The organism is Pseudomonas sp. SP16.1 (genome assembly GCF_052682975.1).
In genome coordinates this window covers 4,768,454-4,783,295 of the sequence record NZ_JBQYFZ010000001.1, presented here as the reverse complement: position 1 = coordinate 4,783,295, position 14,842 = coordinate 4,768,454, and the positions used below count along the sequence as shown (strand labels likewise).

The 14,842-nt window shown below is 67.3% G+C and carries 16 protein-coding genes; 10 read left to right on the top strand and 6 right to left on the bottom strand.

Going from position 1 to position 14,842, the window contains the following annotated elements; translation table 11 throughout:
* Positions 1-107: 107 nt before the first annotated feature.
* A complete protein-coding gene (locus ACUTAF_RS22580; protein WP_445582061.1) occupies positions 108-812 on the bottom strand; it encodes a FadR/GntR family transcriptional regulator in 705 nt (234 codons plus the stop codon).
* 288 nt (positions 813-1,100) lie between these two features.
* On the opposite strand from ACUTAF_RS22580, the gene ACUTAF_RS22575 reads away from it, so the two are divergent.
* The 6 genes from ACUTAF_RS22575 (at position 1,101) to ppx (ending at position 6,044) form a co-directional block, all read left to right on the top strand.
* On the top strand, positions 1,101-1,886 hold the full coding sequence (locus ACUTAF_RS22575) for a transporter substrate-binding domain-containing protein (RefSeq protein WP_021443364.1): 786 nt from the start codon (positions 1,101-1,103) through the stop codon (positions 1,884-1,886).
* Between the two features lie 20 nt (positions 1,887-1,906).
* Positions 1,907-2,572, top strand: coding sequence for an amino acid ABC transporter permease (locus tag ACUTAF_RS22570; RefSeq protein ID WP_445582060.1), 666 nt, complete (start codon positions 1,907-1,909; stop codon positions 2,570-2,572).
* A complete protein-coding gene (locus ACUTAF_RS22565) occupies positions 2,572-3,219 on the top strand; it encodes an amino acid ABC transporter permease (RefSeq protein ID WP_445582059.1) in 648 nt (215 codons plus the stop codon). The genes ACUTAF_RS22570 and ACUTAF_RS22565 overlap by 1 nt, the downstream gene beginning before the upstream one ends.
* A complete protein-coding gene (locus ACUTAF_RS22560) occupies positions 3,206-3,937 on the top strand; it encodes an amino acid ABC transporter ATP-binding protein (RefSeq protein WP_445582058.1) in 732 nt (243 codons plus the stop codon). Before ACUTAF_RS22565 ends, ACUTAF_RS22560 begins: the two co-directional genes overlap by 14 nt.
* A complete protein-coding gene (locus ACUTAF_RS22555; RefSeq protein ID WP_445582057.1) occupies positions 3,934-4,455 on the top strand; it encodes an ureidoglycolate lyase in 522 nt (173 codons plus the stop codon). Before ACUTAF_RS22560 ends, ACUTAF_RS22555 begins: the two co-directional genes overlap by 4 nt.
* Positions 4,456-4,541: 86 nt before the next feature.
* On the top strand, positions 4,542-6,044 hold the full coding sequence (gene ppx / locus ACUTAF_RS22550; protein WP_445582056.1) for an exopolyphosphatase: 1,503 nt from the start codon (positions 4,542-4,544) through the stop codon (positions 6,042-6,044).
* A gap of 182 nt (positions 6,045-6,226) precedes the next feature.
* On the opposite strand, the gene ppk1 is transcribed toward ppx, so the two are convergent.
* Positions 6,227-8,413, bottom strand: a complete 2,187-nt coding sequence (gene ppk1 / locus ACUTAF_RS22545) for a polyphosphate kinase 1 (RefSeq protein WP_445582055.1) — start codon at positions 8,411-8,413, stop codon at positions 6,227-6,229.
* A gap of 19 nt (positions 8,414-8,432) precedes the next feature.
* Positions 8,433-9,446: a porphobilinogen synthase gene (hemB, locus tag ACUTAF_RS22540; RefSeq protein WP_445582054.1), complete on the bottom strand. Its 1,014-nt coding sequence runs from the start codon at positions 9,444-9,446 to the stop codon at positions 8,433-8,435.
* 196 nt (positions 9,447-9,642) lie between these two features.
* Here hemB and ACUTAF_RS22535 point away from each other — a divergent pair, with 196 nt between their 5' ends.
* Positions 9,643-10,197 carry a DedA family protein gene (locus ACUTAF_RS22535; RefSeq protein ID WP_445582053.1) on the top strand — a complete coding sequence of 185 codons (555 nt, stop codon included), beginning with the start codon at positions 9,643-9,645 and terminating at the stop codon, positions 10,195-10,197.
* On the opposite strand, the gene ACUTAF_RS22530 is transcribed toward ACUTAF_RS22535, so the two are convergent.
* Complete coding sequence (locus ACUTAF_RS22530; RefSeq protein WP_445582052.1) at positions 10,165-11,415, bottom strand: sterol desaturase family protein; 1,251 nt, start codon at positions 11,413-11,415, stop codon at positions 10,165-10,167. The genes ACUTAF_RS22535 and ACUTAF_RS22530 overlap by 33 nt on opposite strands.
* Positions 11,416-11,592: 177 nt before the next feature.
* Here ACUTAF_RS22530 and elbB point away from each other — a divergent pair, with 177 nt between their 5' ends.
* Together elbB and ACUTAF_RS22520 are read left to right on the top strand one after the other, a co-directional pair.
* Positions 11,593-12,252: an isoprenoid biosynthesis glyoxalase ElbB gene (gene elbB, locus ACUTAF_RS22525; protein WP_445582051.1), complete on the top strand. Its 660-nt coding sequence runs from the start codon at positions 11,593-11,595 to the stop codon at positions 12,250-12,252.
* 229 nt (positions 12,253-12,481) lie between these two features.
* The gene (locus tag ACUTAF_RS22520; RefSeq protein WP_445582050.1) at positions 12,482-12,949 is read left to right on the top strand and encodes a thioesterase family protein; all 468 of its coding nucleotides are present in this window, start codon (positions 12,482-12,484) and stop codon (positions 12,947-12,949) included.
* 169 nt (positions 12,950-13,118) lie between these two features.
* Here ACUTAF_RS22520 and ACUTAF_RS22515 read toward each other — a convergent pair whose 3' ends face one another.
* On the bottom strand, positions 13,119-13,568 hold the full coding sequence (locus ACUTAF_RS22515; RefSeq protein WP_445582049.1) for a YaiI/YqxD family protein: 450 nt from the start codon (positions 13,566-13,568) through the stop codon (positions 13,119-13,121).
* 66 nt (positions 13,569-13,634) lie between these two features.
* On the opposite strand from ACUTAF_RS22515, the gene ACUTAF_RS22510 reads away from it, so the two are divergent.
* Positions 13,635-14,408: an SDR family NAD(P)-dependent oxidoreductase gene (locus ACUTAF_RS22510; RefSeq protein ID WP_445582048.1), complete on the top strand. Its 774-nt coding sequence runs from the start codon at positions 13,635-13,637 to the stop codon at positions 14,406-14,408.
* A 1-nt stretch (position 14,409) separates the two neighbouring features.
* Here ACUTAF_RS22510 and ACUTAF_RS22505 read toward each other — a convergent pair whose 3' ends face one another.
* Positions 14,410-14,745, bottom strand: coding sequence for an enhanced serine sensitivity protein SseB C-terminal domain-containing protein (locus ACUTAF_RS22505; protein WP_445582047.1), 336 nt, complete (start codon positions 14,743-14,745; stop codon positions 14,410-14,412).
* Positions 14,746-14,842 lie beyond the last annotated feature (97 nt).

Genomic DNA, 14,842 nt, shown 5'->3' with positions numbered 1-14,842 from the left:
CAGTCTCCGTAATTCGGAAGCAAAAAAGTGGCGTCATCATAGCCCGGCTTGAGTGACACCGAAAGGCGCGGACGATTGAGCCTCTCAATGGGCCCGCAGCATACGCCTCAATCGCCCAGGGTGGCGAAGGCGATGCCGGTACGCAGTGCGGCGGCGCGGATATGCTGCTGCATGGCCTTCTGCGCCGGGCCCGCGGCATGCCGCGCCAGGGCCTTGAGGATCTTGCGGTGCTCCTGCCAGGTCTCCATCGCCCGCTCCGGGCGGATGAACGGCAGCTTCTGGCTTTCCAGGAAGATCTCGGCGCTGGAGGCCACCAGCGCGAACATCGCCTGGTTGCCGCTGGCGGCGAGAATGCGCTGGTGAAACTCGAAGTCCAGCCGCGCCGCCCGCTCGAAGTCCTCGGCGCGCAGCTCGCGGCGCATCTGCTCGACGTTGTCTTCGAGCAGGTCCAGCTCCTGCGCGGTCAGCACCCCGGCCGCCAGGCCGCAGGCGAAGCCCTCCAGGGCGAAGCGCAGCTGGAAGGTGTCGGCCGCCGACACCTGCGCGGCGAAGGGCCAGACGAAAGCGCCGGCCGCCTCGCCCTTGGCCGGCTCCTGCACGAACACGCCCTTGCCGGCCTGCACGCTGACCAACCCCAGCGCGCTGAGCGACGACAGCGCCTCGCGCAACGAGGCGCGGCTGACCCCCAGGCGTTCGGCCAGGTCGCGCTGCGACGGCAGCGCATCGCCCGGGCGATAGCCCTCGCTCTCGATCAGCTGACGGATCGCCTGCAAGGCGTACTCGGGTACCGCGCGGGGGGCAGAAGCGTGCATGGCTGTTCGGGCCGGTCAGTCCAGTGGAGGCGCCTTTGTACGGCCAGATGCCCACTCCAGGCAAGCGACGCCCCCATGTGGAACAGCCCGCCACGGGAACGCACCGAGATGGCACAGGAACCCCTCTGACCGACTGGTCAGATACGCCAACTGTTCAGACCAGTAAGACCTTGTTTCCTCTCGCCTGCAGCGATGCAGGCCCTGATTTCATTGAATTTGGCACAGGCAATGCACTGCACGAGCCAGGCAAAACGCTGCAGTTTTTCGTTCATTCATCGGGAGTTCGACATGCGCACATTTCACCGCACCCTGCTGGGTACCCTGTTCGCCGCCCTGGCCTTCGGCGCCAGCACCGTTCACGCCGATGCGCTCGACGACATCAGCAAGGCCGGCGTGCTGAAAGTCGCCGTGCCGCAGGATTTCCCGCCGTTCGGCTCGGTCGGCCCGGACCTGCAGCCGCGCGGCCTGGATATCGACACCGCACAGCTCTTGGCCGACAAGCTGGCGGTGAAGCTGGAGCTGACCCCGGTCAACAGCACCAACCGCATTCCCTTCCTCACCACCGGCAAGGTCGACCTGGTGATCTCCAGCCTCGGCAAGAACCCCGAGCGTGAAGCGGTGATCGACTTCTCCGCCGCCTATGCGCCCTTCTACCTCGGCGTGTTCGGCCCGGAGGACGCCGCCATCGCCAGCCTCGACGACCTGGCCGGCAAGACCATCAGCGTCACCCGCGGCTCCATCGAGGACATCGAGCTGAGCAAGGTCGCGCCGCAAGACGCCACCATCAAGCGCTTCGAGGACAACAACTCGACCATCGCCGCCTACCTGTCCGGCCAGGTCGAGCTGATCGCCAGCGGCAACGTGGTGATGGTGGCCATCGCCGAACGCAATCCCAAGCGCATTCCGAGCATGAAACTCAAGCTCAAGGACTCGCCGGTCTACGTCGGCGTGAACAAGAACCAGGCCGCGTTGCTGGACAAGGTCAATGCCGTCATCGCCGCCGCCAAGGCCGACGGCAGCCTCGAGGCGATCAGCCAGAAGTGGCTGAAGCAGCCGCTGCCGGCCGGCCTCTGAGCCGCGCGGAGCGCTGAGCCATGGCCTACCAGTTCGACTTCGCCGCCGTCCTGCAACAGTCCGACCTGCTGCTGCAGGGCGCGGCCTTCACCCTCGGCCTGACCGCCGTCGGCACAGTGCTTGGCGTCGGCCTGGGCATAGTCGGGGCGATACTGCGCGCCTGGCGCATCCGTCCGTTCGACCGCCTGTTCGGCGTCTACGTGGAGCTGATCCGCAACACGCCCTTCATCGTCCAGCTGTTCTTCATCTTCTTCGGCCTGCCCTCGCTCGGCGTACGCCTGAGCGAATGGGAAGCCGCGGTGCTGGCCATGGTGATCAACCTCGGCGCCTACTCCACGGAGATCATCCGCGCCGGCATCCAGGCGATTCCCCACGGCCAGCTGGAAGCCGCGGCGGCACTGGCCATGAGCCGCTTCGAGAGCTTCCGCCACGTGGTGCTGCGCCCGGCGCTGGGCAAGGTGTGGCCGGCACTGTCGAGCCAGATCATCATCGTCATGCTCGGCTCGGCGGTGTGCTCGCAGATCTCCACCGAGGAGCTGTCGTTCGCCGCCAACTTCATCCAGTCGCGCAACTTCCGCGCCTTCGAGACCTACCTGCTCACCACCCTGCTCTACTTGGTCATGGCCATCCTGATTCGCCAGCTGCTGGCCTGGGTCGGCCGGCGCTTCGTCATGGGAGAGCGCTGATGGACTTCACCCTCTGGGACATCCTGCGCAACCTGCTCACCGGCCTGCAGTGGACGCTGTTGCTGTCGCTGGTGGCCTTCGTCTGCGGCGGCATCGCCGGCCTGCTGGTGCTGCTGGCGCGTATCGCCCCGCTACGGGTACCGCGCCTTTTGGCCAAGGGCTACATCGAACTGTTCCAGGGCACGCCGCTGTTGATGCAGCTGTTCCTGGTGTTCTTCGGCATCGCCCTGCTCGGTATCGACGTATCGCCCTGGCTGGCCGCCGCCGCCGCGCTGACCCTGTTCACCAGCGCCTTCCTCGCCGAGATCTGGCGCGGCTGCGTCGAGGCCATCGGCCGCGGCCAGTGGGAGGCGGCCGAGAGCCTGGCCATGACTCGCCTGGAATGCCTGCGCCACGTCGTCCTGCCGCAGGCGCTGCGCATCGCCGTGGCGCCCACCGTCGGCTTCTCGGTACAGGTGGTCAAGGGCACCGCGGTGACCTCGATCATCGGCTTCACCGAGCTGACCAAGACCGGCAGCATGCTGGCCAACGCTACTTTCGAGCCGTTCATGGTCTACGGCTTCGTCGCCCTGGGTTACTTCCTGCTCTGCTACCCGCTCTCGCTCGCTGCATACCGCCTGGAAAGGAGGCTGAATGTCACTGCTTAACGTCACCGCCCTGCACAAGCACTACGGCGAAAACCACGTGCTCAAGGGCATCGACCTCAAGGTCGAAGAAGGCGAAGTGGTCGCCATCATCGGCCGCAGCGGCTCGGGCAAGAGCACCCTGCTGCGCGCCTTGAACGGCCTGGAGTCGATCAACGAGGGGGTGATCGAAGTGGACGGCGAGTACCTCGACGCCGCCCGCGCCGACCTGCGCAGCCTGCGGCAGAAGGTCGGCATGGTGTTCCAGCAGTTCAACCTGTTCCCGCACCTGAGCGTCGGCGAAAACGTCATGCTGGCGCCGCAGGTGGTGAAGAAGACGCCGCGCGCAGAGGCCGAGAAGCTCGCCCGGCAGATGCTCGAACGGGTCGGTCTGGCGGAAAAGTTCGACGCCTACCCCGAACGCCTGTCCGGCGGCCAGCAGCAGCGCGTGGCCATCGCCCGCGCCCTGGCCATGTCGCCCAGGGTGCTGCTGTGCGACGAGATCACCTCGGCGCTCGACCCCGAGCTGGTCAACGAAGTGCTGGCGGTGGTCAAGCAGCTGGCCAGCGAGGGTATGACCCTGATCATGGTCACCCACGAGATGCGCTTCGCCCGCGAAGTCGGCGACAAGCTGGTGTTCATGCACCAGGGCAAGGTGCACGAGATCGGCGATCCCAAGGCGCTGTTCGCCACGCCGAAAACCGAGGAACTGCGCAATTTCATCGGTTCGGTGCACCTGTGAACGCGCCGGCGCCCCTGCCGCTGCGCGTCGAGCCGCTGACCCGCGAAGCCTTCGCGCCATTTGGCGAGGTGATCGAAACGGCCGGCGCCACATCCTTTGCGATCAACGCCGGCACCACCACCCGCTACCACGACCTGGCCCGCATCGAGACGGCCGGGGACGCATCGCGGGTGCTGCTGAGCCTGTTCGAGGGCCAGGCCTGGCACGCGCCCATCGAGATCCGCCTGCTCGAACGCCACCCGCTGGGCAGCCAGGCCTTCTACCCGGTGGACGGCGCATGCATGCTGATCGTCGTCGCTCCGCCCGGCGAGCTGGACGAGTCGCAGATCCGCGCCTTCGTCAGCGCCCCGGATCAGGGCGTCAACTACGCCCGCGGCACCTGGCACCACCCGCTGCTGTGCCTCGAGCGCCCCGGCCGCTTCCTGGTGGTGGATCGCGGCGGCGCCGGGCCCAACTGCGATGAGCAGGCATTGCGGCAACCCTTGCTGGCGTTGGCGCACGGGGCGCCAGCGGTCTAGACCTGCCTGCTGCGACATCCGTATGCGTTGGCTCATCCGTCCAGTCGTGGCACGATGGCGCGGACATCGAACGAGACGCCGCCGCCATGCCCCAAGCCCCCGCCGAGAGTTTTCCGCTGATCGCCGCCATCGACCTGGGTTCGAACAGCTTCCATATGGTGCTGGCCAAGGCCGATCATGGCGAGATCCGCATCCTCGAGCGACTCGGCGACAAGGTGCAGCTGGCCGCCGGCATTGACGACGAGCGCCAGCTCAGCGAGGAGGCCATGGCCCGCGGGCTCGACTGCCTGCGCCGCTTCGCCCAGCTCACCGCCAGCTTGCCGGAAGGCGCGGTGCGCATCGTCGGCACCAACGCCCTGCGCGAGGCGCGCAACCGCGCAGTATTTATCCGTCGCGCCGAGGAGATTCTAGGCCACCAGGTGGAGGTGATTTCCGGCCGCGAGGAAGCGCGGCTGATCTACCTCGGCGTGTCGCACAGCATCGCCGACACCCCGGGCAGGCGCCTGGTCGCCGATATCGGCGGTGGCAGCACCGAATTCATCATCGGCCAGCGCTTCGAGCCGCTGCTGCGCGAGAGCCTGCAGATGGGCTGCGTCAGCTACACCCAGCGCTACTTCAGGGACGGCAAGATCACCCCGGCGCGCTACGCCCAGGCCTACACCGCCGCACGGCTGGAGCTGATGGGCATCGAACAGGGCCTGCGCCGGCTCGGCTGGGAGGACGCGGTCGGCGCCTCGGGCACCATCAAGGCCATCGGCCTGACCATCAAGGGCGCCGGCCTGGGCAATGGCGAGGTCAACGTCGAGGGACTGGCCTGGCTCAAGCGCAAGCTGTTCAAGCTCGGCGAGGTGGACAAGCTCGACCTCGAGGGCATCAAGCCGGATCGGCGCGGCATCTTCCCCGCCGGCCTGGCGATCCTCGAGGCGATCTTCGATGCCTGCGAACTGCAGCGCATGAGCCACTCCGAAGGCGCGCTGCGTGAAGGCGTGCTCTACGACCTGCTCGGCCGCCATCAGCACGAGGATGTGCGCGAGCGCACCCTGTCGGCCTTCATGGAGCGCTATCACGTCGACCTCGACCAGGCCGCGCGGGTCGAGGCCAAGGCGCTCTCGGCGCTGGACAAGGTGGCCGCCGACTGGGGCCTGAACGACGACTGGCACCGCGAACTGCTGAGCTGGGGCGCCAGGGTGCACGAGGTGGGCCTGGACATCGCCCACTACCAGTACCACAAGCACGGCGCCTACCTGATCGAGCATTCCGACCTGTCCGGCTTCTCCCGCCAGGATCAGCAGATGCTCGCCCTGCTGGTGCGCGGCCACCGGCGCAACATCCCCAAGGACAAGTTCGCCGAGTTCGGCGAGGAAGGCGTCAAGCTGATCCGCCTGTGCGTGCTGCTGCGCTTCGCCATCCTGTTCCACCATATCCGCGGCACGCAGAGCATGCCCGAGGTGCAGTTCAAGGCCGGCGAGAACAATCTGGAGATCGTCTTCCCCGAGGGCTGGCTGGCGGCCAACCCGCTGACCCAGGCGGATTTCGAGGCCGAGGCCGCCTGGCTCAAGCGCATAGACCTGGACCTGAGCGTACGCTGATCAGCTGAGCCAGTGGGATTCGTCACCCCACTCCCGCTTAGGGGAGAGGGGCTGGGGGAGAGGGCCTAAAACACCGTGAAACGGCCAGTTGCCCCCTCTCCCTAACCCTCTCCCCAGAGGGGCGAGGGAACCAACAAGTCCGGCCGACGCTTACGTGAACAGCATTACGGACGCGGCCGCTTTTAGCGGGCGCTGACCACCGGTGCGGTCAGTTTCTCCAGCAGGCCGGACTGCGCGCTGCGCGGGTTCTGGTTGCCGGTGGGCTGCAGGCGTACATAGCGGCCGTCGGGCTGCAGCACCCAGGCTTGGGTGTTGTCGGTCAGGTAGGCCTCCAGCTCCTTCTTGACCCGCAGGATCAGCTTCTTGCCTTCCACCGGGAAGCAGGTCTCGACGCGCTTGTCGAGGTTGCGTTCCATCCAGTCGGCGCTGGACAGGTAGATCTTCTCGTCGCCGCCGCTGAGGAAGTAGAACACCCGGGTGTGCTCGAGGAAGCGGCCGATGATCGAGCGCACCTGGATGTTGTGCGACACCCCCGGCACGCCGGGACGCAGGCAGCACATGCCGCGCACCACCAGGTCGATCTTCACCCCGGTCTGGCTGGCCTTGTACAGCGCGCGGATGATCTTCGGATCGGTCAGGGCGTTGAACTTGGCGATGATCTGCGCCGGCTTGCCCTCGGCGGCGGCCGCGGTCTCCTTGGCGATCAGGTCGAGCAGGGTCTTCTTCAGGGTGAAGGGCGCGTGCAAAAGCTTCTTCATGCGCAGGGTCTTGCCCATGCCGATCAGCTGGCTGAATAGCTTGGCCACGTCCTCGCCGAGCGCCACGTCGGCGGTCAGCAGGCTGTAGTCGGTGTACAGGCGGGCGTTGGCGGCGTGGTAGTTGCCGGTGCCGAGATGGGCGTAGCGGACGATCTCGCCGTTCTCGCGGCGCAGGATCAGCATCATCTTGGCGTGGGTCTTGAACCCGACCACGCCGTAGATCACCACCGCACCGGCGGCCTGCAGGCGGCTGGCCAGCTGCAGGTTGGACTCCTCGTCGAAACGCGCACGCAACTCGATCACCGCGGTGACCTCCTTGCCGTTGCGCGCCGCCTCGACCAGCGCATCGACTATCTCCGAGTTGGCCCCGGAGCGGTACAGAGTCTGCTTGATCGCCAGCACGTGCGGGTCCTTGGCGGCCTGGCGCAGCAGGTCGACCACCGGGGTGAAGGACTCGAAGGGGTGCAGTAGGAGGATGTCCTGCTTGCTGACCACGCTGAAGATGTTCTCGGCGTTCTGCAGCAGCTTGGGGATCACCGGGGTGAACGGCGTGTACTGCAGCTCCGGATGGCTGTCGAGGCCGGTGATGCTGAACAGCCGGGTCAGGTTGACCGGGCCGTTGACCTGATACAGCTCGTGTTCGGTCAGGCCGAACTGCTTGAGCAGGTAGTCGCGCAGGTGCCTGGGACAGGTGTCGACCACCTCCAGGCGCACCGCATCGCCATAGCGGCGACTGAACAGCTCGCCGCGCAAGGCGCGAGCCAGGTCCTCGACATCCTCGGTGTCCACCGACAGGTCGGCGTTGCGGGTCAGGCGGAACTGGTAGCAGCCCTTGACCTTCATGCCCTGGAACAGGTCGTCGGCATGGGCGTGGATCATCGAGGAGAGGAACACGTAATTGTCCCCCGGCCCGCCGACGTCCTCCGGCACGCGGATGATCCGTGGCAGCAGGCGCGGTGCCGGGATGATCGCCAGACCGGAGTCGCGACCGAAGGCGTCGACGCCTTCCAGTTCGACGATGAAGTTCAGGCTCTTGTTCACCAGCAGCGGGAACGGGTGGGTCGGGTCGAGGCCGATTGGGGTGATGATCGGCGCGATCTCGTCGCGGAAGTAGCGGCGCACCCAGGCCTTGAGCTTGGTGGTCCAGAAACGCCGGCGGATGAAGTTGATGTTGTGCTTGGCCAGCGCCGGGAACAGGGTGTCGTTGAGGATGGCGTACTGTCGTTCCACCTGCTCGTGCACCAGCTCGCTGATCCGCGCCAGCGCCTGGTGCGGCTGCAGGCCGTCTGCGCCGGCCTGCTCGCGGGCGAAGTTGATCTGCTTCTTCAGGCCGGCGACGCGGATCTCGAAGAACTCGTCGAGGTTGCTGGAGAAGATCAGCAGGAACTTCAGCCGCTCCAGCAGCGGGTAGGACTCGTCCAGCGCCTGCTCCAGCACGCGGATATTGAACTGCAGCTGGGCCAGCTCGCGGTGGATGTACAGCGAGCTGTCGTCCAGACCGGGCACCGGCAGAGGCGGCGGCGGGGTCTCCACCACGGGCGGCTCGATCGCCACCTCCACCTGCGCCACGGGGGCGTCATGCAATTCGCTACTGAGTCCTTCGGTGTTCATTGCCGGGTTCCTGGGGGCGTCAGCGCCCCTGTTGCAAGAGTTCTGCCGCGCGTACGGCGAAGTAGGTGAGGATGCCATCGGCGCCGGCGCGTTTGAAGGCGGTCAGCGATTCCAGTATGACCGCCTCGGACAGCCAGCCGTTGTCGATCGCCGCCATGTGCATGGCGTACTCGCCGCTGACCTGATAGACGAACGTCGGCACCTTGTAGGCGTCCTTCACCCGCCAGAGGATGTCCAGGTAGGGCATGCCGGGCTTGACCATGACCATGTCGGCGCCTTCGGCCAGGTCGGCGGCCACCTCGTGCAGGGCCTCGTCGCCGTTGGCCGGGTCCATCTGGTAGCCGAGCTTGTTGCCCTTGCCGAGGTTGGCGGCCGAGCCCACCGCGTCGCGGAACGGCCCATAGTAGGCGCTGGCGTACTTGGCCGAGTAGGCCATGATGCGCACGTTGTGGTGGTCGGCCAGTTCCAGCGCCTCGCGGATCGCCTGCACGCGGCCGTCCATCATGTCCGACGGCGCGACCACCTGGGCGCCGGCCTCGGCATGCGACAGCGCCTGCTTGACCAGGGCATCGACGGTGATGTCGTTCTGCACGTAGCCGGACTCGTCGAGGATGCCGTCCTGGCCGTGGGTGGTGAAGGGGTCCAGGGCCACGTCGGCGATCACCCCCAGCTCGGGGAACTTGGCGCGCAGGGCGCGGATCGCGCGCTGGGCGATGCCGTCCGGGTTCCAGGCCTCGGCGCCGTCGAGCGACTTCTTCTCCAGCGGGGTGACCGGAAACAGCGCCAGCGCCGGGATGCCCAGTGCCACCCAATGCTCGGCCTCCTGCAGCAGCAGGTCGATGGACAGGCGCTCGACGCCCGGCATCGAAGGCACGGCCTCGCGGCGGTTGTCGCCATCGAGGACGAACACCGGCAGGATCAGGTCGTCGACGCTCAGGCTGTGCTCGCGCACCAGGCGGCGGGAGAATTCGTCGCGGCGGTTGCGACGCAGGCGGGTGGCGGGGAACAGGCGATTGGCGGGGGTGACGCTCACGGCAGACTCCAGAGCCCGCACGGGCGGGCCAGTGTGACGGTTATAAGCGGCCATTATGACCAAATGATGACAACCGGGTGACCGGATGCGACGGCGGGTCGCACGCATTGCCGGCCATTGTGGCATGCGTCGGCGCTTTTCGGGCGCGCCCCGGCAGGAGTAGGCTGAGCGCCTTCCCCATAGACGCAGACCGTCCATGCTGCACGACCTGATCCGCCAGTTCGGCTACCCGGCGCTGATCCTCGGCACCTTCCTCGAGGGCGAGGTGTCGCTGCTGCTGGCCGCCTACCTGGCGGTGCGCGACCTGCTGCAGATCGAGTGGGTGGCGTTGTGCGCGTTCCTCGGTACCTTCGCCAGCGACCAGCTGTGGTACCACCTCGGCCGCCGCCACGGCCGCGTGCTGCTCGCCCGGCGCCCGCGCTGGCAGGCGCTGGGCGAGCGAGCCAGTGCCCTGCTGCGGCGCCATCCGGACCTGTGGGTGCTGGGTTTTCGCTTCCTCTACGGGCTGCGCACGGTGATGCCGGTGGCCATCGGCCTGTCCGGCTATTCCTGGCGCCGCTACCTGCTGCTCGACGCCATAGGCGTCGGCCTCTGGGCCGGCGGCCTGAGCCTGCTGGCCTACAGCCTGGGCAGCGCCATGGGTGGCCTGCTCGAGGATCTGCGCCGCTACCAGCTGTACCTGCTCGGCGCCCTGCTCGTGCTGCTGGCGCTGACCTGGCTATACCGGCGGCGCCAGCGCCGCGCTGGTTGACCCACGCGTCCGCAACCAGCACAGACCGAGCAGGCTCACCAGACTGTAGCCAGCCAGCCAGACCCAGGCGCGCGCATCCGGCACCAGCAGATCGAGGCTGCCGGCCAGCCACAGCGTCGGCAGATTGAGCGCCAGGCGCAGCAGTTCCAGGCGCAGCGCCCAAGCGCGGTTCTCCAGCCAGGCGCCGATGCCGTACAGCCCCAGGGCGATCCAGGCGCAGCCGAGCGCGGCCTGCAGCGGCGCCAGGTCATCGGCGCGGGCCAGCAGCCAGGTACCGGCGACCAGGTAGAGGCCGAACTGCAGCAGGGCGTATATCTGCTGGCCTCGCCCCAGCGCCACCTCGAACTTGCAAAAGCGGCTCAGGTCCGGCTTCTCCTGCGGGTAGCGCGCCGCCACGTCGGCCGGACGCCAGCCGGTGGGCATTAACCAGATGCGCAGCCTGTCCCACCAGGAACTGGCCCGTTTGGCGTCGTACCAGAGCCCCGCGTAAACCTGCAGGTTGGCCCATAGCGGGTTCCAGCTGGCCAGCGGCACGGTCACGCCGAAGATCACCGGCTCGTCGTCCAGCTCTTCCTGGAAGGTGCCGAACAGCCGGTCCCAGAGGATGAACACGCCGCCGTAGTTGCGATCCATGTACACCGGGTTCTGTGCATGGTGCACGCGGTGATTGGAGGGCGTGATCAGCAGCCATTCGAGCCAGCCCAGCTTGGGGATGTGCCGGGTATGCACCCAGAACTGATACAGCAGGTTGAGCGCCGCCACCGTCAGGAACACCAGCGGCGGCACGCCGGCCACGGCCATCGGCAGGTAGAAGATCCAGCCGAAGAGGAAGCCGGTACTGGTCTGGCGCAACGCGGTGGAGAGGTTGTAGTCCTCGCTCTGATGATGCACCGCATGGGCGGCCCACAGCACGTTGCGCTCGTGGCCCAGGCGGTGGTTCCAGTAGTAGCAGAGGTCGTAGAAGACGAAGGCCAGCAGCCACACCCACAGGCTATCGGCGGAAAGCTCGAACAACGCCAGGTGCTGCCAGGCGAAGGTGTAGGTGAGCAGGCCGACCGCCTTGGTCAGCACCCCGGTGGCCTGCGACAGTAACCCGGTGCCGAGGCTGCTGAGCGCATCGGCCAGGCGATAGCTGTGCCGGCCACGCCAGCGATCGGCGAGCAGCTCGAGGCCGATCAGGAGAAAGAACAAGGGCACCGCATAGAGGATGTAATTCATGTCGTAGCGCTTGTCTTCGGGCTAGTCTGTTAATCATCCTAGTCCGCGGCCCGAAGCGGCTCGCGGCTGCAAATGACAGTCTGAGCGGCATTTGACGACAGGCACCGCAGCCGCGAATTGGTAGCCGCCCACCGCACCGCCGGCACGGGCGACGTATTTTCCCAGCAGGAGTCGAGCATGAACAAAAAGGTGGCAGTGATTCTGTCCGGCTGTGGCGTCTACGACGGCGCCGAAATCCATGAAAGCGTGATCACCCTGCTGCGCCTGGACCAGCGCGGCGCGGTGGTGCAGTGCTTCGCCCCGAACGTGACGCAGCTGCACGTGGTCGACCACTACAGCGGCGACGAGATGGACGAAACGCGCAACGTGCTGGTGGAGTCCGCCCGCATCGCCCGCGGCAAGATCAAGGACGTCAAGGAGCTGCACGTGGCCGACTTCGACGCGCTGATCCTGCCCGGCGGCTTCGGCGTGGCGAAGAACCTCTCCGACTTCGCCATCAGTGGCGCCGCCTGCAGCGTGCAGCCCGACGTGCTGGCCGCGTGCAAGGCCTTCGTCGCCGCCGGCAAACCGGTCGGCCTGATCTGCATCGCCCCGGCCCTGGCGGCGAAGATCTTCGGCCCGGGGGTGATCTGCACCATCGGCACCGACCACGACACCGCCGCCGCGCTGACCCAGATGGGCGCCGAGCACCACGAGTGCGAAGTCAGCGAAATAGTCGAGGATCACGACCGCAAGCTGATCACCACCCCCGCCTACATGCTCGCCCAGTCCATCGCCGAGGCTGCGTCCGGGATCAACAAGCTGGTCGACCGGGTGCTGGAGCTGGCTCACCACTGACCTGGGTGGCGTTGCGCTTTGATTGGCGCCGGGGCCCTGTAGGGTGGGCTTTAGCCCACGCTGATCACCATTGGTGGGCTAAAGCGGAACGCCGCCCGGCCCACCCTATCGGCTGTCAGGCCAGCCTCCCAGGCCGATCCGGCCAATGCCCGCGGCACTCCGGCCGCGCCTCTGGCCAAGTCCGCCGCATTGCGGCAGCGTGGCTACACGCCTTTGCGGAGCCCGCGCCATGTCTCAACCCTTCGTCTTCGACGCCGAACTGCAGCAAGCGGTGGCCGGCTTCTTCCAGCGCATCCCGTTCAACCAGGTGCTCGGCATCGAGTTGGACGAGCTGAGTCTGGAGCGGGTGACCATGCACCTGCCGATGAAACCCGAGCTGATCGGCAACTTCGTCCACGGCATCCTCCACGGCGGGGTGATCTCCTCGCTGCTCGACGTCTGCGGCGGCGCCATGGCGTTGATCGGCGCCTTCGCCAACCACCAGCACCTGCCGGCGGCCGAGCGCATGGCCCGATTGTCCAAGCTGGGCACCATCGACCTGCGCATCGACTACCTGCGCCCCGGCCGCGGCCAGCGCTTCACCGCCACCGCGGTGCCGCTGCGCGCCGGCAACAAGGTGGCGGTGGTGCGCATGGAACTGCACAGCGACGACGGCACCCTGGTGGCGGTGGGCACCGGCACCTATCTGTGTGGATAGCGCTCGTGGCCCGGATGCAATCCGGGCAGCCATCGACCCATTGAGATCGTAGGGTGGATGTCGCTTTTCACATCCACCGCTTTTGCGGTGGAAAACGCTTCGCGGTTTTCCACTCTACGCAACCGGAAAGCACCGCCAAACGAGGAGCCCCGATGCAATCCGGGACGAGTTACCTGCGCAAGCGGGTCAGGATCCGATCCAGCGCATTGGCGAAGGCCTGTCGATCCTTTTCCGCGTAAGGCGCCTGGCCGCCGCCGACCTGGCCCTGCTCGCGCAGGTCGGTGAACAGGTTACGCACCGCCAGGCGCTCGCCCATGTTGCGCTCGTCGAACTCGCGACCACGCGGATCGAGCGCCGCCACGCCCTTCTTCACCAGGCGGTCGGCCAGCGGCACGTCGCTGCAGATCACCAGCTCGCCGGGCTGGGCGTGCTCGACCAGATGATCGTCCGCCGCGTCCGGGCCGCTGGGCACCACGATCAGCCTGACGCAGGCGAAATTCGGCCGCGCCACCGCCTGGCCGGCCACCAGCACCACCTCGAGCCCCCGTTTGAGGGCGAACTTCACCACCTGGTCCCGCGCCGCCCGAGGGCAGGCGTCGGCATCGATCCACACGCGCATGCTGCACTATCCTGAACAAGCCAGCGGCCAGTATGCCAGCTGCGCATCCACCAGCAGGAGAACCTCATGACGTTCTGGCAGCGCCTGTCCGCCCCCGCCGAAGTGCTGATCTGCGGCGCCAGCCGTGGTATCGGCCTGGCCCTGACCGAGCAGCTGCTGACATACGATCAGGTGGCGCGGGTGTGGGCCCTGGCGCGCTACGCCAGCCAGTCAGCGCCGCTCGACGACCTGGCCGGGCAGTACGGCGAGCGCCTGCAATATCTGGACGTGGACGCCTGCGACGAGGCCGCGCTGGACAGCCTGAGCCGTCACCTGCAGAACGCCGGGGTGCGCCTGAACCTGCTGCTTTGCAGCGTCGGCACCCTGCAGGAAGGTGACAGCCGCGCCGAGAAGAACCTCGGCCAGCTCGACCTGGCCAGCCTGCGGGCAAGCTTCGAGCGCAACACCTTCGCCCCCATCCTGCTGCTCAAGCACCTGCTGCCGCTGCTGCGCGGCCAGCACCCCTGCACCGTAGCGGCGCTGTCGGCGCGGGTCGGCTCGATCGGTGACAACCGCCTCGGCGGCTGGTACAGCTACCGCGCCAGCAAGGCGGCGCTGAACCAGATGCTGCGCAGCGCCAGCATCGAATTGCGCCGGCTCAATCCGCAGAGCTGCGTGCTGGCCCTGCATCCGGGCACCACCGACACCGAGCTGTCGCGGCCGTTCCAGGCCAACGTGCCGGCGGACCAGCTGTTCACCCCGGCGTTCGCCGCCGAACGCCTGCTCGCCGTGCTGGAAAGCCAGGGCCCGGAACAGACCGGCAGCTTCTGGGCCTGGGACGGCCAGCCGATTCCCTGGTGACTCAGGCCGGATAGAAGGCCTGGCAGCGCTCGCGCACCGCGCGCGACAGGTTGTCGTCGGCCAGCTCGATCAGGTCCAGCTCCACCTCGTCCGGCAGCAGCTCGGCCACCAGCGCGGCCAGACGCCGCTGCACGCGCACGTCGGCACCGGCCACCGCCAGCAACAGGCGCGGCTGCGGGCCAATGGCCGGGTCGCGTAGCGCTGCCAGATAAGCCTGTTGCACCGCCAGTTCGGCGCAGGCGGCGAACAGCGCCTGCTCCAGCGGCGGATGACGCAGCACCGCCAGCGCCAGGTCGGGGCTGTCGGCGTAATGGGTGGAATGCAGGGTGGAGGACATGCGCGCGCTCGCCAGTTGGGAAATCGGATCAGCCTAGGTGCACTGAGACCGGCTGTCGTGGCGGCGGTTCACGCTCTGCGCAACCGGGGGTGGCGTC